This window comes from Thermoanaerobacterium calidifontis (assembly GCF_055381745.1).
Genome location: NZ_AP042436.1, coordinates 1278335 through 1300184, shown reverse-complemented (window position 1 = coordinate 1300184; position 21850 = coordinate 1278335). Strand labels below are relative to the sequence as shown.

The window sequence follows — 21850 nt, the reverse complement described above, 5'->3', positions numbered from 1 at the left end:
CAAATGATGTAAAGGGGGTCTCAATGTATTTTGTGAGGTTCATTAATATTATTAACACATAAATTGTCAAATATACATAAAATAATTTTTTTGCAAATTACAAATTTACAACTTTGACAGGTTGTTCAAAAACCCCTCTTTTTACTTCAGTAGCAGTCATATTCTTCGCCTTCAACATCTTGGTTAAATAATTACATGCATTCCACGGATTTACATTATCTCCACACGTAAACACATCAACAGCTGCATACCCTAATTCCGGCCAAGTATGAATTGTTATATGTGATTCAGAAATAACAACGACTCCACTAACGCCCTGGGGGCTAAATTTATGGAAAGCAACTTCACGGACTTCGGCACCTGCTTCTATAGCTGCTTTTACCATTATGTCTTCTATTAATTCACAATCATCAAGAACATTTTCATCGCAACCATAAATCTCTGCCAGTATGTGGCGACCCAAAGCATTCATTCTTTTATCTTGCCTCCTCGCATTTTAAAAGTATAGATATTCAATAAGATAAATTTTATCAGATTTTTGTCTTTTGTCAAGGTATTTTACATAACACCTATGAATAATTATTTATGTTTTGTATTCTATCCTTTATTGTTACATTTAATTCTTCTCTTTCTAAGTCATAAGATTCACTGTTTTTTTCAACTTCCTTCAAGCTTAACTTTTTCTTTTCTGAGTCAAAGCTAATTATTTCGACTGTAATTTCGTCCCCTATTTTATACTCTTTGACATTTTTTATTAAATCATTTTTGTGCGCTAACCCCTCTAACCCTTCGGAAATCTCTACAAAAGCACCAAATGTAGTCACATTTGTTATAATACCCAATATAATATCTCCAACTTTAAACTTCTCATTAATATTCACCCACGGATCTGGAAAAAGCTTTTTCAAACTTAGCGTTATTTTTTCTTGATCTATTTTATCAACATAAACATCTACTCTATCGCCAATATGCAATACATCATTTATATTCACATTTTTACTCCAAGAAATTTCTCTTAATGGAATCAAACCATCAATACCACCTAAATCAACAAAGACACCAAATTTTGCAATTGATCTTACTACGCCGTTGATAACTTGCCCTTCTCGTATGTTCTTTAGCAAAGTTTCTTTCTTTTTGCTTTTTTCTTCTTCTAAAACGATTCTCCTTGATGCAACTAATTTTTTGCTTGGAATATAATCAATGATTTTTACTTCAATTTTTTCTCCTAAATATGAGTTTAAATCATCCACATAATGCATATCAAGTTGTGATGCTGGTATAAATGCTTTAACTCCTAATACTTCGGCAACAACACCCCCTTTTACTACTTCAATTATTTTTCCATTTAATATATCTCCATTTTTAAATGATGTATTTAATCTTTCTTCAGCTAATTCGGTGTCTGCTTTTACCTTTGAAGCTAAAACATCACCATTTTCATCTTCTCTTTTTATTATATATAGATCGATTTCATCTCCTACATTAAAATCATCGCTTATTTTTATGTTTGGATTAAGTGACAATTGCGATTTAGGAACAAATGCATCAGATTTATATCCGATATCCGCTATAATTCCATCGTTAAGTATTTTAATGATTTTACCTTTTACTATATCACCGGCATGGATCTCATTAAAAGTGTATTCATTCATAAAATCATCCATTTTTATTCTTCCTTTCTTCCACTAGTAATCTTATCAATGACTTCCTGTATTAAATAATCTGGAGTAGATGCACCAGCAGTAATGCCGACTGTTTTAACGTCTTTTAGAGTAATCAAATCAATTTCATCAGCACTCTCAACTTGTACAGTTTTATCACAATTCTTTTCACATATTTTTTTTAATTTTTGCGTATTAGAGCTATTCTTTCCACCTATGACGATCATCATATCTACTTCTTTAGATATTTTTTCAGCAGATGATTGCCTTTTATTGGTAGCGTCGCATATTGTATTATATGATATTAATTCTTTGACTTTAAGATGCAACAAAGCCAAGATATCTTCCCACATTTTTTGTGTTATAGTTGTCTGCGCAACAACACAGGCTTTATCTAAAAAAGGCAATGAATTTACATCATCAGTTGATTGGATAACATAAGCTGAATTATTACACCATCCATTTACACCTATAACTTCCGGATGATTTCTATCCCCTATTATAACAATAGAATATCCTTTCTTATAGTATCCATTGACTATTTTTTGGACTCTTTTTACAAAAGGACAAGTCATATCGATTATTTCTACTTTTTTCTTTTTTAATTCATCATAAATTTTTTCAGGTATACCATGTGTCCTAATAAGTATCTTGCTATTTTCATCTAATTCATCGATGTGTTCTATAGTCTTAATTCCTTTGTCTTCAAGGTCTTTTACAACTTGCGGGTTATGAATAAGCTCTCCATATGAATAGGTCTTAGAATCATCACTATTATTCACTTGATCATAGGCCATCTTGACTGCCCTTTTTACCCCAAAACAAAATCCCGCGTTGTCAGCTATCAATATTTTCATTGTTTCCTCCTAAATTAACTTTGAAATTTCCAGCATAATCTTTTCACCAATATTTGCCATATCTTGAGATGTTAAATGTACATTTTGATACTCTTCAAAATAAATAGGTTTACCGATCTTTATTGTCACTTTTGAAAAAAGTTTATAATTTGACTTTATCCCGACCGGTAAGACAGGTGCTTTCCCTTTTACCGATAAAAGCGATACACCAGGCTCGGCTTTTTGCAATTGGCCAGTTTTGCTTCTGGTTCCTTCTGGGAAAATACCAATAGCATGTCCTTTTTTTAAATGATTTAAAGCAATTTTTATAGCGGTTAAATCTGATGTGCCTCTTTTCACCGGAAAAGCGCCTAATCCTTTGCTTAATATGAATCTAAATAAAGGATTTTTGAAAAGCTCGGCCTTTGCCATAAAAAAAATTCTTCTGGTAAAAATGGCGCCAACAATTGGTGGATCTAAAAAGCTTATATGATTAGGGCATATAATCACAGGACCATTAGCAGGAATATTTTCGTAGCCATCTACCTCTATTCTAAAAATTATATTTATAATAAAAAGAACGATGTATTTGGCTATATAATAAAACATGAGATACCCCCTTTACCCATTAGCTATAATATTGTACATTTTGTTTACTACTTCATCAATACTCATGTTTGTAGTGTCAATAACAATAGAATCATCAGCCTTTTTTAATGGTGCAACATCTCTTTCAGTATCATTCTTATCTCTTTTTTGTATATCATTTAATATATCATCATACTTAACAGGTATTTTCTTGCTTGTCAATTCATTGTATCTACGCATTGCCCTAATTTCAGGACTGGCAGTCAAAAAGAATTTAAATTGTGCATCCGGCATTACAACTGTCGCTATATCTCTGCCGTCCATTACGACGCTACCCTTATCTGATAGCCTTTTTTGCAGCTTTACCATTACTTCTCTTACCTCTGGTATCATTGAAATATATGATACTTTTTCAGAAATAGATGGTGTCCTAATTTCGCTTGTAACATCCATACCATCTAACAATACCTTATCGTTTTTCAACTCAATATCAATATTGGAAGCCAATTCTACTATTTTATTTTTATCTTCTATGTTGATATTTTCAATTACCGCTTTATACGTCAAAGCTCTATACATAGCCCCTGTATCGATGTAAGTAAAGTTTAGTTTTTTTGCCAGTTCCTTAGCAACTGTACTTTTTCCTGCACCAGCCGGGCCGTCAATTGCAACCTTAATATTTAATAAGTCCAATCGCAACAATTTAGCATTTTTCATGTATATGTGCTTAACTTCTTTATCATCTTCACAATTAATAAACACTACGACTCTGATACATTTCTCAAGACTTTTCTTTACGTTCATTTCTTGAAAACACATCATTGGAATATTCGAAATTCCATTATGTCTTAATGCTTCTGCAGGATAAGCCGCATCAATGTCCTTTGTAGCAGTAAAAAATATAGATATAACATCACTGGTTTTTATTTTATTGATGCGGAAAATTTCGTCAATTAAAGAAATTGTGTCATGAAAAATTGCTTCTTTAGTATTTTCAGTTGTTATTGCTCCTCTAATGGCTTTTATAAGACATCAATCTCCTTTCCGTTTTTCTTTCTTTATAAATTATATAGTAAAAATCGTGTTATAACAATATCATCTCAATCTCACTCCGCCAATGACTTCTATATCGCCATTGACTTTTATGACTGCTGTCTTCTGTGGTTCTATTACATTGTCGCTTGAATCAATTACTTTAACATATAGTGCTTGATTGTAGTTTGTCCCATCCATTTCAATGAGATCGCCTTGTTTTATGTTGATTTTTAATTTTTTCTCCTTAAAGCTGTACTTTGGATCTCCATTTATCAATATAAAAGCCTTTGGTGCCTTATCCAAATTAATTAATTCCAATTCCAATGTTCCATCATTTGATAGATATGTGTTTATGTTTATACCTTCTATCTTTTCTGTAGAATTTAAAAAAACCCTAATGTTATCATTTAACATTAATACTTGGGTCACTACCATAGTTAAAAAGCCCAATATGACAAAAAAGGCTATCATATTGTCAAAGCTCAAATAATATACGCGCGCTGATTTTTTGACTCTTTTTCCCATAATAATCCTCCTTATGCATTCTTATATATTTTATGCAAAATATATAAGAAAATGCAAAGAAGGTTTATTTTCAGGAATTTATTCCTGCTAAATAACCAGTAGAAAAAGAAATTTGTAGGTTGAAACCGCCAGTCAATGCATCTACATCAATTATTTCACCGGCAAAAAAAAGTCCTTTAATAAGCCGCGATTCCATCGTCTTAGGATTTATTTCTTTAGTGCTTACTCCTCCAGAAGTAATTATGGCCTCATTTATAGATCGCTTAGATTTTATGCGAAATGCGAGATCCTTTATAACATTTACTAAAGCACCTCGTTCCGCTTTTGATAATTCTGAAACTCTTTTATCAGGATTTAAAGAGCTTACCCTTATCACATAAGGTATCAATGAACGTGGAAGCAAATCATTCAAAGAATTCTTCAACTCTTTTTTAGAATATTTTTTAAAATCTCTTTGAAGCCTTTCATCCAGCTTCTCATGATTTAAAGCAGGCTTTAAATCAATTTTTATTACAACATCTCCATCTTCAACAGTTTTAAAAAAGCTGCTTAGTGTCAATATTACAGGACCTGATAATCCAAAATGTGTAAACAGCATTTCACCAAATTCTTCTCTAACTAATTTGCCATTTATACACAATTTGGCATTAATATTTTTAAGTGTTAATCCCATCATTTCACTGACATCTTCGAAGGTTACAAGAGGGACTAATGCTGGATGTGGCTCTACTATTTTGTGGCCCAATTTTTTTGCCATATCATACCCATCTCCAGTTGAGCCTGTAGAAGGATAAGATTTTCCGCCAGATGCCAGTATTAAACTGTCGCAAAATTCTTTTTTGCCATTAACAATTATTCCTTTGACGCATTTACCATCAATCAGTATATCAGTAACTTTGCTATTGAATCTAATTTCAATATGATTTTCTTTAATGAGCCTTAAAAGGACATCCAGTACATCAATTGCTTTATCTGAAACAGGAAATACTCTTCCTCCTCTTTCAACTTTAGTCATTAAACCATTCTTGTTAAAAAAATCAATTAAATCAGCATTAGAAAAGCCATTTAAAGCACTATAAAGGAATTTGCCATTTGTTGGCGTATTTTCAATAATTTCTTTTATTGAAGCTGAATTTGTTATATTACATCTGCCTTTTCCTGTTATCATGAGTTTCTTCCCTGGTCTATCATTTTTTTCAAAAATTACAACTTCATTGCCTTTTAGAGAACTCATTATGGCAGCCATCATTCCTGAAGGGCCACAGCCAATTACAAAGACTTTTTTCAATTATTATCGCTCCCTTAAATGACATGTATCGTTCAGCAGAACTAAAACGCAATTTCCATCATCTTTTACATCTATTATATTTAATGCTGTATTGTCTTGTCTTATTTTAGGATAAAAACTTAAATCCAAATTTAGCATACCTAAAATTAAAGCTTTGATTGTTGTTCCATGTGACACGATTAGTATATTTTTATTTTTATATTGTTCTATGATTTTATTCGTGGCATTCAATATCCTATCTTGCACAGCTTTTAACGTCTCAGCGCCTTCAATTTTAGCTTCTGGCGGATTAGTTTTCCACGTATGATACAATTCCTTATATGATTTTTCTATCTCATCTACCGTAAGCCCTTCCCAAACACCGAACGATATCTCTCTAAGCTCTGGCAATTTTATAACATCTAAGTTAAAGTTTTTTGCAATAAAAGTTGCTGTTTTATATGCTCTGTCTAAATCACTGGAAAAAATCACATCTATTATTTCATTTTTTAATCTTTGAGACAACAAGTAAGCTTGCTTCATTCCTTCATCAGAAAGTTGAGTATCACTTGCACCTTGAATTTTTTTTTGCCTATTCCATAACGTTTCACCATGCCGTACGATAAACAATCTAGTAGACATCAATAAACCTCCTGCAAATCAATTAAGGCCTTATTAGACTCTTATAGAATTAAATATTCTTCGACAAATATATTCCGTATTCATTCCAAATATTTTCTAATTTTTCAAATGTATCTGTTATCTTATCTTTCTCTCTAATACCGACAGAAACGATCAGTGCATTTATAAGACTCAATGGAGCAACTAATGAATCAACAAAAGACGCCATATTACTTTTGGCCAAAAGTATTTCATCGGCAATTTCAGTAAGCGGTGATATAAGACTGTCTGTAATGGCAACTATTTTTGCATTTTGAGATTTAGCATATTTCATAACTTCCAATGTCCTTTTTGAATACCTTGGAAATCCTATACCAATTACTAAGTCCTCTGAATTTACTCTAAGCATTTGTTCAAAAACATCAGATATGCCGGGTTTTACTAATATTACATTCTCAAGTATCAAATTCAGATAAAAACCTAAATACTCGGCAATGGCAGTAGAACTTCTAAAACCGATTATGTATATTCTCTTTGCCTTAAAGATATTATCAACCACTTCCTTGAATGAATTTTTATCTATTTCTTCTTTTGTGGCTTTGATATTTTCTATATCAGATTTTAACACATTGTTCAAAATAGAAACTTCATCTGTTTCATCTGTCATTTCAAGCCTTTGAACAGTAGTAAGTTTGTTTTTTATTAATTCTTGTAAAGCACTTTGAAGCTCAGGATAGCCATCATAACCTAAAGTATTTGCAAATCTAACTACAGTAGATTCACTTATATTTATGCTATTGCCCAATTTTGCTGCAGTCATAAAGGCAGCTTTATCATAATGGTTTATTATATATTCTGCTATAATTTTTTGGCTTTTGCTTAACTGTGCATAATTATCTTGAATCCTTTTAATTATATCAGCATTTTTATCCATAGTTTATACCCTTTCTATGTTTGATTTTAAATTAGTACCACATATAAAGTATTCTATACGTAAACAAAAAATCCTGCAATCGATGAATAAAAAATGCCAATAAATTTAATGATAAATTTCTTGCTTCAAAAAATTCAGATAGACATATCCCAATTTTTTAAATTACCAATGAAGCTATACATAGTTAAGTCGAGTTGTATTGGAGTTATAGAGATAAAACCGTTTTTAACAGCGATTATATCACTATCTTCGTCATTGGCATTTTCTAAAACTTTTCCTGCCAGCCAATAATAATCCATACCTCGTGGATCGATTCTTTTTGTAAAATTCTCAGTATAATTTCGATGACCTAATTTTGTAATTTTTATACCCTTAAATTCACCACTTACATTCGGTATGTTTACATTTAATAAACAGTTCTTTGGCAGTCCATTTTGTACAACATTATCTATAAGCTTCCTTATATACTGCATCGCTTTGTCTGATAATTTTGTCCCGGCTTCCAGCGATATGGCAATCGAAGGATAACCATTAATTGCGCCTTCCATTGCAGCCGAAACTGTCCCAGAATACAAAACATCTGTACCCAAATTGAAACCATTATTAATACCAGAAATTATAATATCTGGCTTTTTGTCCATAACCACATCTATTCCCAGTTTCACACAGTCTGACGGAGTTCCATTTGCATAAAAAATTTTAAGGTTATCATCATCTTTAATTTTATTAATCCTCAAAGGTTTATGCATTGTTATGGCATGTCCCACAGCACTTCTTTCTCTATCAGGTGCAACGACAACAACATTATAATAATCTTTTAAAAAAACAGCCAATTGGTTTATACCATCAGAAAAAACGCCATCATCGTTTGTCAGCAAAACATTCATACGCATCCTCCTACTATATTATTACATTCATGTACTGAATAATTAATATGATTTTAATATAAAATTAATATATAAGCAAGGAGTGATAATGTGATACAGATTGATGACGCTGGAAGTGGAAGCTTAATCGGTGGGACATGTATTGGTGTTATGAGAGTCGAAACTAATGAATACCATTATGATATAATACCTCTTACATACTATACGGAGGATAACTTTAGCAAAAAATTGTATTTGCATAAAGCCGCTGAAATTTCAATCGGTTTTTTAGACCAAATGAAAGTAGACAAAAATGAGGAAATACATGTCTGCAGAGGTTATATGTTTGACTATTTGAGAGAATATCTAAAAACTAATGGTTATAATTACAAAAGCACAAAAATATTGAATCCACTTCAGGATCGAATAGAGAATACTTTTGAAAACTATGCACTATCTCTTGGTCTTTCAAAGAGATTTCTCAGTTATACAAAATATCCTTTTCATTTTCACAGATTATTAAAGTGGGTTTATGCTGACTATGATAATAGGCGTAAATTGTGTAAAACTGGCTGGAAAAGCTTTATAAAGTATGGATCATTACGGTTTGACGAATCATACTCAGAAATAACTAAAAATAAAAATATTTTTTGTCTTAAATGTGGTGAAAAAATTGATAATGGTCCAGTAAAGATAATCAAATTTAAAAGCAATTTTTTAAACGTTATTTATGTACATGTAAAATGTTGAGATACCATACTTTGGTACCTCAACATTTTTATATTTTACCAGCAGTGATGTGGTATACAAATTTGTTGACCTGGATATATTAAGTTTGGATTTGGTATCTGTGGATTAGCTCTTATTAAACAGTCTAATGGAATACCATACATATTAGCTATAGTCCACATTGAATCTCCAGGCCTTACTATATACATTTCTCTGCAATGTCTCTCTGGCGGGCAATATGCTGGTATACAAATTTGTTGTCCCGGATATATTAAATTTGGATTCGGTATCTGTGGATTAGCTCTTATTAAGCAGTCTAATGGTATGCCAAACATATTCGCTATGGTCCACATTGAATCTCCAGGCCTTACTGTATATGTCGTTCTACAATGTCCAGGGTAATATTGTGGATCAGACATTGTTAAAACCCCCTTTCATTTTTCTATTACATGTTATGTTTATTTTTAAATTGTGTTACACAACTATTTTTAAGATAAAAAAAACTATAGGCTTTATACCTATAGTTTTTTTGTTTATATTGGGTGAACCCTCTCTTCGATATTCAATAATGTTGAATCAATTTTGTATTTTTTAGCTTGCCTATACTCAAAAAACCTTCTTGCTACTTGAGGAAATAATGCATATGATAAAACATCTTCATCTTGCTCTATAAATTCCTTTATCTCATTTTTAAATTCATCCAATTGAGGACTTAGTAAATCTGCTGGCCTATTTGAGATTATTTCTTCATCGCCAATTATTTTCTCTCGTATAGAATCTGAAATTGGAGCTGGTGGCATCCCGTATAAACCTTTGACATAATCTTTAATTTCTTTAGGAACTATTTTATATCTTTCTCCTGTAATAACATTTAAAACAGCCTGAGTTCCAACCATTTGACTCATTGGAGTAACAAGAGGAGGGTATCCTAAATCTTCTCGTACCCTTGGAACTTCTTTCAGGACATCCTGATATTTGTTTAATGCATTCTGCTGCTTTAGCTGTGAAACCAGGTTTGATAACATTCCCCCTGGTATTTGACTCTCTAATGCTTTAACATCAACAAACATAAGCAAAGACATATCGCTGTCATTTTTGTGATTTTGCTTAATCACATTAAAATACTGAGCTATCTCAGCAAGCAATTTTAAATCTAACCCTGTATCATATTCTGTACCTTTCAATGCGGCCACAATTGATTCTGTAGCTGGCTGTGATGTTCCTAAAGCAAGAGAAGAAATAGCTGTATCAACTCCGTCTACACCAGCTTCTATGGCTTTTAAATAGGTCATTGAAGCAAGTCCTGCTGTATAATGGCTATGCAGTTGAATCGGCGTGTAAAGTGCTCTTTTTAGAGATTTAATCAGATCGTATGCAGCATAAGGTGATAATATTCCAGACATATCCTTAATGCATATAGAATCCACACCCATATCTTGAAGAGACTTTGCCACTTTCAAATAATGATCTGTATTATGTACAGGACTAACTGTATATACTATAGCTGCCTGCACATGAGCACCTGCGCTTTTTGCAGATTTTATTGGCACTTCTAAATTTCTCACATCATTTAATGCATCAAAAACTCTTATTATATCTATACCATTTTCAACAGATTTTATTATAAATTCATTTACAACATCATCAGGATAGTGTTTATATCCAAGTAAATTTTGACCTCTTAACAACATTTGAAGAGGCGTCTTCTTAATCGCCTTCTTTAAAAGTCTTAATCTTTCCCATGGGTCTTCGTTCAAAAATCTCATACATGCATCAAATGTAGCACCGCCCCATGCTTCCAATGAGAAAAAGCCGACTTCATCTAATTTCTCTGCTATGGGAAGCATTTCATCAGTTGTCATCCTAGTTGCCAGCAACGATTGATGTGCATCTCTTAAAACAGTCTCCGTTATTTTTATCTTAGACATTAAAACTCCTCCTTTACTCAATATTATACTCTTGTTAAGTTAATATTTCTATAAAAAAATAAGACCAACTATTAAAAACTGGTCTTATTTTAAAATAAACTTATCATAAGAATGATAGAATAGACTCCCTTATCAATTTCGCAGCCAAAATCGACGTTATACCCGAATGGTCGTAATCAGGCGATACTTCAACCAAATCCATACCTACAACATTTAGATCCTTTAACATGTGTATTGCACTTAGCGCTTCTTTTGAGGTTATACCACCGGGTTCAGGAGTACCTGTACCAGGTGCAAAAGCGGGATCTAAAACGTCTATGTCCCATGTGATGTATATAGGCTTTGATTTTATATTATCAAGTATTGATTTCAAGGGTTCAACAACATCATATAAGAACATATTGGTATTTTTGAATGCAAAAACAAATTCCTCTTTAACACCTGAGCGTATGCCAAAATGATACATATTTTTTTTGTTTACAAATTCAGAGGCAATTCTTAAAACTGTAGCATGGGAATCTCTTTCTCCAAAAAATTCAGTTCTCAGATCTGTATGTGCGTCAAAGTGAAGCACAACTAACTCATTTCCGTATTTTTTAAAAACTTTTTCTAAGATTGGAGCACTTATTAAATGTTCACCACCCAAAAATATCGGCTTTTTCCCAGCATCTATAATATCTTTAGCAGCATCACCAATTATATTTAAACATTTTTCTACATTTCCATAAGGTAATATCAAATCACCATAATCATAATACTTTTTGTCTTTTAAACTTCTATCTAAATATACACTGTACTCTTCTAATCCTAAAGATGCCATCCTTATTGCCTGTGGTCCAAAGCGTGTTCCGGGTTTAAAGCTTACAGTATAATCCATAGGAGCACCTACAATCACAATTTCAGATTTATAATAATCATCGCTGCTCCCCAAAAATTTTCCACCGTTTGATAAATTGTCTTTTATTATCAAAAACTATGCCTCCTCAAAAATTTCTTTTACAAATTTCGGCAACACAAAGCTGGCTTTATGTAACTGTGGCGTATAATATTTTGTGTCAATATTAGGAATATTATTCACATCTACAGCTTCAGGATCATACTTCTTAGAACCCATTGTAAAAGTCCACAAATGCCCCGGATATGTCGGTATAGTACATATATATGGCTTTACTATTGGGTAAATATTTTTAAACATCTTACTTAATTTATTTATTAAGCTACCATAAATAAAAGGTGACTCTGTCTGTGCTACTATAATTCCGTCTTCCTTTAAGCACTCATACACAGATCTATAAAAATCTTCTGTGAATAACCCTACCGCAGGGCCTATAGGATCTGTCGAATCTACAATTACAACATCAAATTCATTCTTGTGCTCACTCACATATTTTATTCCATCGCCAATCATAATCTCTACTTTTTCATCATATAATCCACAGCTAATTGTAGGTAGATATTTTTTCGAATTTTCCACAACACGATCATCGATCTCTGCGAGAACAACTCTTTCCACTGAATCGTGCTTTAAAATTTCTTTTACGGCACCACCATCGCCACCACCTACTATTAAAACACTTTTAGGATTTTTGTGAGTAAAAAGTGGAACATGCACTATCATCTCGTGATATACAAACTCATCTTTCTCTGTCGTTTGCAAAATTCCATCAAGAATCAATACCCTACCATAAAATTCAGACTCTATTACGTCTAACTTTTGATATTGGGTATTTTCAGAATTCAATGTTCTATTTACTTTTAATGAATAACCTATAGAATCGTTGTGATGCTCAGTAAACCATAATTCCATTTTTCATTCCTCCCAAATCATTTTTTAAATAATTCTTCTATATCGACATATAGAATGCCTTCTAATCTTTCAAAATGATTTTTAATATAAAAATCATCAAATTTAGAATGTTTTATGCACGCTTTTTTGATTCCAAAATCATATACATTGTTTAAAGCAACCTTTAAAAGCATTGTTCCATAGCCTTTCATCTGATATTCAGGCAAAACAGCATGTCCTATTATATAAGCCATATCATCATACACTTTTATTGTTATAAAGCCAAAAGGCTTTTCATCTGTTGCTATCATATTAATACATTTGCTTAGATCTACTGAAAAAGGCAATTTAAAATAATCAGCAATTTCTTTTATATATTTTAAATCTTCTTCTGATGCAAACTTAATTTTAAACATAAACCATCTCTTCCTATAATTTTTTTAAATATTCTACTTCATCTTTAGATAGATAACGCCATTGTCCAGTTTTTAAATTTCCAATATCCAAATTGCCTATTTTTACTCTTTTTAACTTTAAGACAGGATGTCCAATTAGCTCACACATCTTTCTGATTTGCCTGTTTCGTCCCTCATGGATGACTATTCTTACGGTAGAATTACCATTTGTGACTTTTAATATATCTATCTCAGCTTTGGCAGTTTTATAATTATCAATGTAAAGTCCATTTCTAAACATATCCAACTTCATTTTGTTTGGCACACCTTTTATTTGCGCAATATATACCTTATTAATTTTATGCCTCGGGTGCATGAGTTTATTTGCCAAATCACCGTCATTCGTAAGCAAAAGCAGTCCTGAAGTGTCATAGTCCAATCGACCAATTGGATATATCCTATCATCAATATTAACTAAGTCTATAACTGAAGGTCTGTCAAATTGATCTTTAACCGTCGTAATATATCCTACAGGTTTATTTAGCATGATGTATATATTTTTATTGACTTTTGTGACTACTTTACCATTGTATTCAACAACGTCCTTATTTGGGTCAACTTTGACACCAAGCTCCCTAATAGTTTTACCATTAACTTTAACTTTTCCATCTAAAATCAACTGCTCACACTTTCTCCTGGACGCAATTCCGCACTCAGCCAGGTATTTTTGCAATCTTTCCATAACGTTTCACACCCACATTTATTATACACCCAACACAACGCATATAATATAACATTTTTTGATACAAAAGACAATACTTTAGGCAAGCTTTAGACTTGCCTAAACCAATTTTTCATTATATATTCCCATAAGATTATCTCTTTCTACCTTTTCTCTAATCGCATCAGTATTTGTAGTATACAATCCTAATGATTTCATCCTATCAAAATATATTCCACCTGCAAACGTATAGCGATTCTTCAATCCTTCTTTTGTTTCTATACATTCATTTTCATATGCAATAAGATCCCCAGATGCCAAATTTCTCGGCAATTCTAAAAGCGGCATTCCTAATGACAGCCTAACACTATTGTGCCCTGCCAAACATCCGGTAGTCATAGCTTCGGTATGTCCAGTAAAAAGCCCTGATTTTTCTCCCGCACAAAGCAAATTATCAAGACCTTTTACTTTCATTCCGTTATTCCTTGGAGCAATAGAGAGATATCTAATTGAATTAGCCTTTCCTCCAGAATATGGATCTTCAAACCTGGCTCTTTCAAACCCTGGAATTCTTCTTAATTTTTCTAAAGGATAAAATGGGGTCATCAGCTTGGCATGGCCAGTATCAAGTAAAATGACATTCTTTGCGTATTCTGGAAGAGCATATTGTTGGCATACTTTTATATTCAGTTTATCCATGTTTACATCTTCTTCAGGAACTGGCAACACGACAACACCTTCTTTATCAAGTTTCTCTCTGATTTCATCGCTTAATGAATCCTTATTCAACTTACAAGACCCACTAAAGGCACCATAAACTTCATCAGATCTCATTCCTAAAATATCTTCAACACCTGCTCGGTAACTTATGCTAATCCTTGGTCCAAAAGATGGACATCTTAGTATACACATTGAACAACCATTGCCGTATCTTAAACAATTTCCCATAGGCCCTGTTGAGCCGGTAGTCTCTATAAATACATCGCCATATTCAACTGATTCATCATCTAAAACAATACCTTTGATTTTTGTCTTGTTTTCCATTATTACATCTGCCGCTCTAGATATAAATTTAATTTTAATCCCTTTATTTAATAGCATTTTTCTTATTTCAGGCTCAACCTTAGTTATATCGTACAGATTTGCGTGTTTATGCCCTGGAAATTCAATATTTCTATGTCTTGCACACATATCCGTTATCTCAATCAATTCATATCCACCTAAATATTTTATTTCTTCTGCAGCAGTAAACCTGCCATTATTTCGCATTATTCCTCCCACTAAACCACAACCTAACAACATATCTGTTTTTTCAAGCAATACGACTTCAGCACCTGCTTTTTTTGCCGTAAGAGCTGCTGCACATCCTGCCCAACCGCCGCCAATAACAACAACCTTAACCATGTAATACTCTCCTTTCAATTGTCTTTCTAACATCTAATTGAACTTTACACGACCTTATTTTTTGCCCATCAATTTGGACTTCACAACTGCCGCAAATACCTTCTCCACAGCATATTGTATTATTGTTTGATACAGCAAAATAAGCTTTGCTATCAAGTAAATCTAAATAATTTAAAATATTTAGATGTTGTTCATCAGAACCTCCACTGTAAATTAATTTAATATCCTTGTCTGCAATTGCATTTTTTAAAATATCTTGCCCATCGTTGCTTAAAAGATCTGTCGTAATTATCTTTAAATTAAAGTTATTAATATACTGCCAAATAAAAAACTCTTCAACTTTACCCTTATCAATTATCACAGTTATTTCATTGTTGTTATTGTATAACTTGTTTATGATTATTGCTCCAGGTGCTTGTGCTATACCCCTTAATATTACAAGGCATTTTGAATTTCTAGTACCTTTTATATATTTGTGTCCAAACAATCCATTCCAATATGGGCCTCTCAAAAATACATGTTTACCGCATGAATTGATTAAATTTGTCTTAGGGCCGTTAATTTGTACAGCAATTTTTATAATCCCATTTATCTCATCAGCGTACATTACAGACATTGGTGCGTCGAAAAAAGAAGGACTTGACTCATCTCTTAAGAACACATACGATCCAGGTTCATTTAAGTCTCTTGCCATTTTGTTAGATACAGATAGCGCCAATATTATTAAATTTTTATTTATATTTTGTTTATCAATTATATCTGCCACAATAGTTTCCCTTTTTGCTTTTGCTTTTCTTTTTGACCAAATAAAATCTTGATATACACATACGCCATTCCAATTGCAATCGCAAAATTCTTTCCCTTGCAATTGAGAACAAACAATACATTCGTTTAATTCTGCTAAATAGCAAGGACAGTAATCACTACCAATGTCAATACATTCAAGCCTGTGATTGATCATTTAACCATCTCCTAAAGAAATTTTACATATTTATGTTATTCTCAAATAAAAAAAAGGTTACAAAAAACTCCTGGTACATACCAGGAGTTTAATATTGAAATATGTCAATCCAATTCTTTATGATGGTTTTAAAATTAAAGTTATAATCTCTTTCATCAATGTTTTTGCCTGAAACAACATCGATAGTCGCAACCTGATTATCATTCAATTTCACAATAGCAATTCCGATTTTTTCTCCAATTCCTATTGGTGCTTTTACAGATTTAGGTATGTTATAATCAATTTTAACGTTTATCTCCTCATCTTTTGAAATTGGCAAGATGAAATCACTATTATACATAAGCGGCAGATATTTTTCCTTGCCATTAACAACACTTATGGTCTTTACCATCTGACCTTTCGAAATGATCTTAATTGGAGTATAATTTGAAAAAGAGTAATCTAAAATTTTTTGTGTGTCTTCCCACATTGGACCGCTGTTTAATACTACAGATATTAGCCTTTGACCATTTCTTGTTGCAGAAGCTACTAAGCATCTGCCAGCCTTATTAGTAAATCCTGTTTTTACTCCATCTGCTCCTTCATATTGCCAAAGCATCTTATTTTTATTTCGCAGATACCTGTCGTATTCTTTTCCGTCCCAAGGAATTGTCTTTTCTTTTGTTGATACTATTTCAGCGAATTTATTGTAATTGTTAAAAGCGTATCTTGTAATTAAAGCTAAATCATAAGCAGTTGTATAATGGTTGTCAATCCCGATATCAAGACCTGAAGGTGTAACAAAATTTGTATTATATGCTCCAATTTCTTTAGCTTTTTTATTCATAAGCTCCACAAACTTATCAACACTGCCACTTATATGTTCTGCAATTGCGGTTGCAGCATCATTCCCTGAGTTTAACATTAAACCGTACAATAAATTTATCATTGAAATTTTTTCTCCAGGCGAAAGCCATATTGAAGATCCACCTACACTTGCAGCTTTTTTGCTGACGGTTACAATATCATTTAAATTGCCGTATTCTAAAGCCAACAACAATGTCATGATTTTGGTTGTACTTGCCATAGGAAGTTTTTCACTTATATTTTTTTCAAAAAGAATTCTGCCAGATTTCTGATCCATTACAATTGCAGCTTTTGCAGCAATCTGAGGAGGTTTTAAATTCTCAGCTTCTATGTTTGTAGGGGTCATAAGGAAAGTAAAAATAAGCACTAATAAAAGTATTTTCTTCATTACTGTCCTCCTTGAAAGTTAATACCTCACATTATGACCCGCTTGTTACCTAATAAATCAATCTATGTTATTTGTTACAGTTATTGGAGTTGATTTTTTATAAGTCTTGTTTTTATTAAAAACATTTTGAAGCTCCTCCATTAACTTAGGTGCCAAATCAATTATTCTTTCAACCATCGCATTTTGATTTACTGGCAAAAGTCTTATCTGTCCTTGCCCTACAACCATAAATGCAACTGGCTGTAAAGAAACGCCCGCACCACTGCCACCGCCAAATGGCATATTTGATTGTCCATTATTTTGATTTTGTTCTTTGTCTTTATTTTGCGTCATCTGAAACTCTCCACCACCAGCAGCAAAACCAAACGTTACCCTTGAAATTGGAATGATCACTGTTCCGTCTGGAGCTTCTACTGCATCCCCAACGATTGTATTTACATCTATCATTTCCTTAAGACTCTCCATAGTCGTCTTCATTAATCCTTCAATAGGATGATCGCTCATCCAAAATCACCTCCGTTTAAAATTTTTTAAGAATTTAATACCATTAACTATAATATTACCATATCTAAAATCTAATATGCAATCAAAGTCGCTTTTTAAAATATTTTCTCCAAAATGAGGGTTTATAGATATAGAAGGCTTAGTTAAAAATTTTATACTGCAATAGACAGGAACAATTAGCGTATAAATTACAAAATTAATAATTCCATATACAATTGATGTAAAAGCAGCATCAGTAAATCCCTCATCTACATTTAATCTTAATTTCCTAATTACTATAGACCTTTTAATGCTTTTGCTCATTTCATAAATCATAAACTTATTTGAATTAAATAAATCTATTATTCTATGTACATCATGTAAACTTAGCATTTTTCTCTTTTCTGATTTTTTGGGGAATTTTAAAAAAAATGCTTTATGAACTTCATACTTTATTACCGGCCTATTGTCTTTTAGAGTAAAATTGACAATATCAACGACTACATTCATCAATCTAATTCCTAATATTTTTAATGACAATTCTGCTCTATCATTTTCTTCAATTCTTTTATAATTAACGTTTAGGCTGGCAATCTTAGCAAATCGAACAATATATATGTATATATTTAAAATAAAATTTACACCATAATTGTCATAGTGCACTTTAAAAGTCATAGGGTAAATAAAAATAAATATTGCTACAAGCAAAATTAATAATATACAAAGAGAAAACATCAATTCACCTTCTCAAATATATTGTTTTCAATAATAAAAATAAAATACTAAGTAATATCGTCTAATGGAGGCAAGTCTTTTAAAGAAGGCAAATTAAAATACTTCAGAAAATCATCAGTTGTAGAATAAAGTATTGCACGGCCTGGGGCATTTATTCTTCCATCTTCTTTAATTAAATTAAATTCTAATAAGGTATTAATTGCTTTCTCGCACTTTACACCCCTTATTTTTTCTATGTCAATTCTTGTAATAGGCTGATTATAAGCGATTATAGACAAAACTTCTAATGCAGCTTGAGATAATCCTTGCTTTATATCAAGTCCTAATGCCTTTTTTATATAGTCTGAATATGCTTCATTTGAAGACATCACTATTGAATCATTTATCATCGAAACTTTTACCCCTCTGTTTTCTCTATCATAACTGTTTTTTAATCTATTAAAAGATTCAATGACATCCTTTGTGGAAATATTTAAGACATCACTTAAAGTTTTTATCTTAACAGGTCTGCCAGCGGCAAATAGTATAGACTCTATTATGCAATCTATATCCATTATTTCACCTCTTTAGACTTTTTATAATTATGTCTCCAAATGTCTTTTTTTGTTCAGCCGCAACTTTATTTAACTTAATCAATTCCAAAAGTGCTACAAACGAAACAATTTTTTCTATCTTTCGTAAATTCTTTAAGAAATCGCCAAATTTAATCACAGGAGTAACTATTAGTTTCTTTAATATCTCCTTTATTTTGTCATCAATTGTAATTTGATCTTTTGCATATCTAATCGGCATAACATTGTTGCTGGACTTTTGAAGAATCTTCATATAAGCTTTTTTTAAGTCGATAGTTGAATAATTGAGGCAAAGCGATTTATCAACATATTTTATTTCAGGCTCGTCTCTAAAAAATTTAGTGCCTAATGTATTTAACTTTTTCAGTCTATTTGCGACACTTTTATATTTTTTATACTCAATCAACTTTTCCACCAATTCTTCTCTAGGGTCTGCATCAGCCATTACCATTTGCTGTCCTTCGAAATTTTGCTTTGGTAAAAGCATACTTGACTTTATTTCCAGCAATGTAGCAGCCATTAAAATAAACTCTGTTGCAATATCCAAGTCCATTTCTTGCATAGCTTTTAAATATTCCATGTATTGGTCAAAAACAGATGCAATCGGTATGTCTTTTATATCTATTTCGTTTTTTTCTATAAGATGAAACAAAAGGTCAAAAGGTCCTTCAAAAGATTCTATTTTAATGTTGTACATTATCCCACTCCAAACGGAAACAAAATTATTTTAGAAATCAGTTTATCTAACCCCATCATTAGCGGAGTCATAAATAAATTAATTATTCCTGTAAATAGAAGCAACAGCAAAGCAATTTGTCCATATTGTTCATATTGCGAATAAATATATGCTTCTTTCTGAGGAAGAATGCTCCACAAAACCTTTGAACCATCTAATGGTGGAATAGGAATTATATTAAACACAGCAAAAACCAAATTGTATTGATAGAGTATAGTCAAAAAAAGTCCTAATACAGGGATATTTCCAAAATAAAACATCAGAATTCGCGTTATTATGGCCAAAAAAACGTTAGAAAGGGGGCCAGCCAACGCCACATATAAAACGCCTTTTTTTCTGTCTTTAAAATAATACGGATTTATCGGTACTGGCTTAGCCCACCCAAAGTATATAATAAACAGCATAATTAACCCTAAAGGATCTATGTGGGCCAGTGGATTTAATGTAAGTCTTCCGCTTTGCCTAGGCGTAGGATCGCCTAATTTATCTGCTACATAACCATGGCTAAACTCATGAAAACTCATTGCGATTATCAATGCCGGAATTCTGATTAAATAGCTTAATAATGCACTCAAATCTTTTCACCTCTTTTAACTTCTTCTACATAATGTAATAGACTCCTAATCTCATCTTCTCGATCTTTTATCTTGCCTGAAATTTTGTCCAGCAATATTTTATCTAAAATTTGTTTGTAAATTGGTGACGGTTGAAGTCCTAATTTTTTTATGTCGTCGCCATTTATTCCCAGTCTCTTTAATTTTACCATGTCATAATACTTTTCGATGGCTTGTTTTATATTTAAGTCTTCCATAGCATGTACTGCAGATATTGCTTCTATTCTCTTATCTTTTAATGTATTGAAAATAGATACATTTTCATTTAAGTTAGACATATTCATCTTTATATTGAGAATATCAGATAATCCACTCAAATATTCACGTTTTAAATTGTATTTTCTAATTAAACAATCAGCATCTTCTTTTGTAGCATTATAGAAAAACAACAAAAATCTATACAATAATGTATTGCCATCTTTAGGGCTTGTATTCAAATTTGTTGTATTAATCTTTATGCCACAAAATAATTCCTTATCAAGCTGGTAATGTTTCATTAACTTTACTATAGGTTCAGGTTTCTTCTCTTTCAATATCAAATAAATTTCATTCATAATTCTATCGGCAGATACATTAAAAATATCACCGTCAGATATAGACTTCCTTAACAACCATTCAGTATGTTGCTCTATTTTAAAACCTAATCTTCCACTGTATCTTATTGCCCTAAAAATCCTCGTTGGATCGTCAACAAAACTTTTATCATGTACGACTCTAATTAATTTATTTTTTATGTCATCTGCACCGTTATATATATCAATGATTTGATTTGTTTTTACATCTAATGCCAGCATATTTATCGTGAAATCTCTTCTTTTAATATCATCAGCAAGACTTGCTCGTTGGACGACTGGCAACATTCCAGGACGTTCATAATATTCTTTTCTTGCAGACACAATATCTAACTCAAAATCTTTTATTTTTATTTTGGCAGTTTCAAATTTGTCATGTACCTCTATATCACCATTTAAAATTTCATTGAGCATAAAAGCAAATTTTATTCCATCGCCTTCTACCGTAATATCAATGTCATCGCTTTCTAAATTTAACAATTTGTCTCTTACGTATCCACCTACAATATAAGCATTTACCCCAATTTTCTCCGACATATCTTTTAAAATTAAAAGTATATCTCTGTCTATAAAAACTCCCTCTTTCTCGCTAATATGCTTTAATTATTATATCATATTTGTACAAAAAAATAAGCATAATCCCA

At 31.9% G+C, this 21850-nt stretch carries 26 protein-coding genes; 1 reads left to right on the top strand and 25 read right to left on the bottom strand.

Annotated features, from left to right (window positions below):
• Positions 1–97 precede the first annotated feature (97 nt).
• From speD to surE, 10 genes are all read right to left on the bottom strand, one after another.
• On the bottom strand, positions 98–472 hold the full coding sequence (speD, locus tag ACZ42G_RS06690) for an adenosylmethionine decarboxylase (RefSeq protein WP_013788015.1): 375 nt from the start codon (positions 470–472) through the stop codon (positions 98–100).
• A 97-nt stretch (positions 473–569) separates the two neighbouring features.
• The gene (locus tag ACZ42G_RS06685) at positions 570–1667 is read right to left on the bottom strand and encodes a 30S ribosomal protein S1 (RefSeq protein WP_274892762.1); all 1098 of its coding nucleotides are present in this window, start codon (positions 1665–1667) and stop codon (positions 570–572) included.
• 2 nt (positions 1668–1669) lie between these two features.
• The gene (locus ACZ42G_RS06680) at positions 1670–2521 is read right to left on the bottom strand and encodes a 4-hydroxy-3-methylbut-2-enyl diphosphate reductase (protein ID WP_085111911.1); all 852 of its coding nucleotides are present in this window, start codon (positions 2519–2521) and stop codon (positions 1670–1672) included.
• A 9-nt stretch (positions 2522–2530) separates the two neighbouring features.
• Positions 2531–3109 (bottom strand): lysophospholipid acyltransferase family protein, encoded by a 579-nt coding sequence (locus ACZ42G_RS06675; RefSeq protein WP_085111910.1) that lies wholly within the window; start codon positions 3107–3109, stop codon positions 2531–2533.
• 12 nt (positions 3110–3121) lie between these two features.
• Positions 3122–4066 (bottom strand): (d)CMP kinase, encoded by a 945-nt coding sequence (cmk, locus tag ACZ42G_RS06670; protein WP_464852125.1) that lies wholly within the window; start codon positions 4064–4066, stop codon positions 3122–3124.
• A 117-nt stretch (positions 4067–4183) separates the two neighbouring features.
• Positions 4184–4648, bottom strand: coding sequence for a hypothetical protein (locus ACZ42G_RS06665; RefSeq protein WP_464852046.1), 465 nt, complete (start codon positions 4646–4648; stop codon positions 4184–4186).
• A 70-nt stretch (positions 4649–4718) separates the two neighbouring features.
• Positions 4719–5936 (bottom strand): BaiN/RdsA family NAD(P)/FAD-dependent oxidoreductase, encoded by a 1218-nt coding sequence (locus tag ACZ42G_RS06660; RefSeq protein ID WP_085111907.1) that lies wholly within the window; start codon positions 5934–5936, stop codon positions 4719–4721.
• Positions 5937–5939: 3 nt separating this feature from the next.
• Positions 5940–6557 (bottom strand): histidine phosphatase family protein, encoded by a 618-nt coding sequence (locus ACZ42G_RS06655; RefSeq protein ID WP_085111906.1) that lies wholly within the window; start codon positions 6555–6557, stop codon positions 5940–5942.
• Between the two features lie 49 nt (positions 6558–6606).
• Complete coding sequence (locus ACZ42G_RS06650; RefSeq protein ID WP_013788007.1) at positions 6607–7470, bottom strand: MurR/RpiR family transcriptional regulator; 864 nt, start codon at positions 7468–7470, stop codon at positions 6607–6609.
• A gap of 134 nt (positions 7471–7604) precedes the next feature.
• The gene (gene surE / locus ACZ42G_RS06645; protein ID WP_464852045.1) at positions 7605–8357 is read right to left on the bottom strand and encodes a 5'/3'-nucleotidase SurE; all 753 of its coding nucleotides are present in this window, start codon (positions 8355–8357) and stop codon (positions 7605–7607) included.
• Between the two features lie 90 nt (positions 8358–8447).
• Here surE and ACZ42G_RS06640 point away from each other — a divergent pair, with 90 nt between their 5' ends.
• Complete coding sequence (locus ACZ42G_RS06640) at positions 8448–9086, top strand: hypothetical protein (RefSeq protein WP_013788005.1); 639 nt, start codon at positions 8448–8450, stop codon at positions 9084–9086.
• A gap of 35 nt (positions 9087–9121) precedes the next feature.
• Here the strand turns inward: ACZ42G_RS06640 and safA are convergent, their stop codons facing one another.
• From safA to ACZ42G_RS06565, 15 genes are all read right to left on the bottom strand, one after another.
• The gene (safA, locus tag ACZ42G_RS06635) at positions 9122–9484 is read right to left on the bottom strand and encodes a SafA/ExsA family spore coat assembly protein (protein WP_013788004.1); all 363 of its coding nucleotides are present in this window, start codon (positions 9482–9484) and stop codon (positions 9122–9124) included.
• Between the two features lie 114 nt (positions 9485–9598).
• Complete coding sequence (locus tag ACZ42G_RS06630) at positions 9599–10993, bottom strand: oxaloacetate decarboxylase subunit alpha (RefSeq protein ID WP_464852044.1); 1395 nt, start codon at positions 10991–10993, stop codon at positions 9599–9601.
• A gap of 103 nt (positions 10994–11096) precedes the next feature.
• Complete coding sequence (gene speB / locus ACZ42G_RS06625) at positions 11097–11963, bottom strand: agmatinase (RefSeq protein WP_045408092.1); 867 nt, start codon at positions 11961–11963, stop codon at positions 11097–11099.
• 3 nt (positions 11964–11966) lie between these two features.
• Positions 11967–12800, bottom strand: coding sequence for a polyamine aminopropyltransferase (gene speE, locus ACZ42G_RS06620; protein WP_014758746.1), 834 nt, complete (start codon positions 12798–12800; stop codon positions 11967–11969).
• Between the two features lie 17 nt (positions 12801–12817).
• Positions 12818–13195, bottom strand: coding sequence for a GNAT family N-acetyltransferase (locus ACZ42G_RS06615; protein WP_464852043.1), 378 nt, complete (start codon positions 13193–13195; stop codon positions 12818–12820).
• Positions 13196–13208: 13 nt separating this feature from the next.
• The gene (locus ACZ42G_RS06610; protein ID WP_464852042.1) at positions 13209–13916 is read right to left on the bottom strand and encodes a pseudouridine synthase; all 708 of its coding nucleotides are present in this window, start codon (positions 13914–13916) and stop codon (positions 13209–13211) included.
• A 99-nt stretch (positions 13917–14015) separates the two neighbouring features.
• Positions 14016–15299 carry an FAD-dependent oxidoreductase gene (locus ACZ42G_RS06605; protein WP_464852041.1) on the bottom strand — a complete coding sequence of 428 codons (1284 nt, stop codon included), beginning with the start codon at positions 15297–15299 and terminating at the stop codon, positions 14016–14018.
• Positions 15292–16257 carry a sulfide/dihydroorotate dehydrogenase-like FAD/NAD-binding protein gene (locus ACZ42G_RS06600; RefSeq protein WP_350494239.1) on the bottom strand — a complete coding sequence of 322 codons (966 nt, stop codon included), beginning with the start codon at positions 16255–16257 and terminating at the stop codon, positions 15292–15294. Before ACZ42G_RS06600 ends, ACZ42G_RS06605 begins: the two co-directional genes overlap by 8 nt.
• A gap of 91 nt (positions 16258–16348) precedes the next feature.
• Positions 16349–17494: a D-alanyl-D-alanine carboxypeptidase family protein gene (locus ACZ42G_RS06595; protein ID WP_085111899.1), complete on the bottom strand. Its 1146-nt coding sequence runs from the start codon at positions 17492–17494 to the stop codon at positions 16349–16351.
• Positions 17495–17551: 57 nt separating this feature from the next.
• Entirely contained in the window at positions 17552–17998 is a 447-nt protein-coding gene (gene ytfJ / locus ACZ42G_RS06590; protein WP_013787995.1) for a GerW family sporulation protein, read from the bottom strand.
• Between the two features lie 6 nt (positions 17999–18004).
• Positions 18005–18652 (bottom strand): DUF2953 domain-containing protein, encoded by a 648-nt coding sequence (locus ACZ42G_RS06585; protein WP_274892755.1) that lies wholly within the window; start codon positions 18650–18652, stop codon positions 18005–18007.
• A gap of 107 nt (positions 18653–18759) precedes the next feature.
• Positions 18760–19266 (bottom strand): SMC-Scp complex subunit ScpB, encoded by a 507-nt coding sequence (gene scpB / locus ACZ42G_RS06580; protein ID WP_085111897.1) that lies wholly within the window; start codon positions 19264–19266, stop codon positions 18760–18762.
• A 4-nt stretch (positions 19267–19270) separates the two neighbouring features.
• Complete coding sequence (locus tag ACZ42G_RS06575; RefSeq protein ID WP_464852039.1) at positions 19271–19981, bottom strand: segregation and condensation protein A; 711 nt, start codon at positions 19979–19981, stop codon at positions 19271–19273.
• Positions 19981–20595, bottom strand: coding sequence for a site-2 protease family protein (locus ACZ42G_RS06570; protein ID WP_085111895.1), 615 nt, complete (start codon positions 20593–20595; stop codon positions 19981–19983). Before ACZ42G_RS06570 ends, ACZ42G_RS06575 begins: the two co-directional genes overlap by 1 nt.
• Positions 20592–21743 carry a CCA tRNA nucleotidyltransferase gene (locus ACZ42G_RS06565; RefSeq protein WP_464852038.1) on the bottom strand — a complete coding sequence of 384 codons (1152 nt, stop codon included), beginning with the start codon at positions 21741–21743 and terminating at the stop codon, positions 20592–20594. The genes ACZ42G_RS06570 and ACZ42G_RS06565 overlap by 4 nt, the downstream gene beginning before the upstream one ends.
• Between the last annotated feature and the right edge of the window lie 107 nt (positions 21744–21850).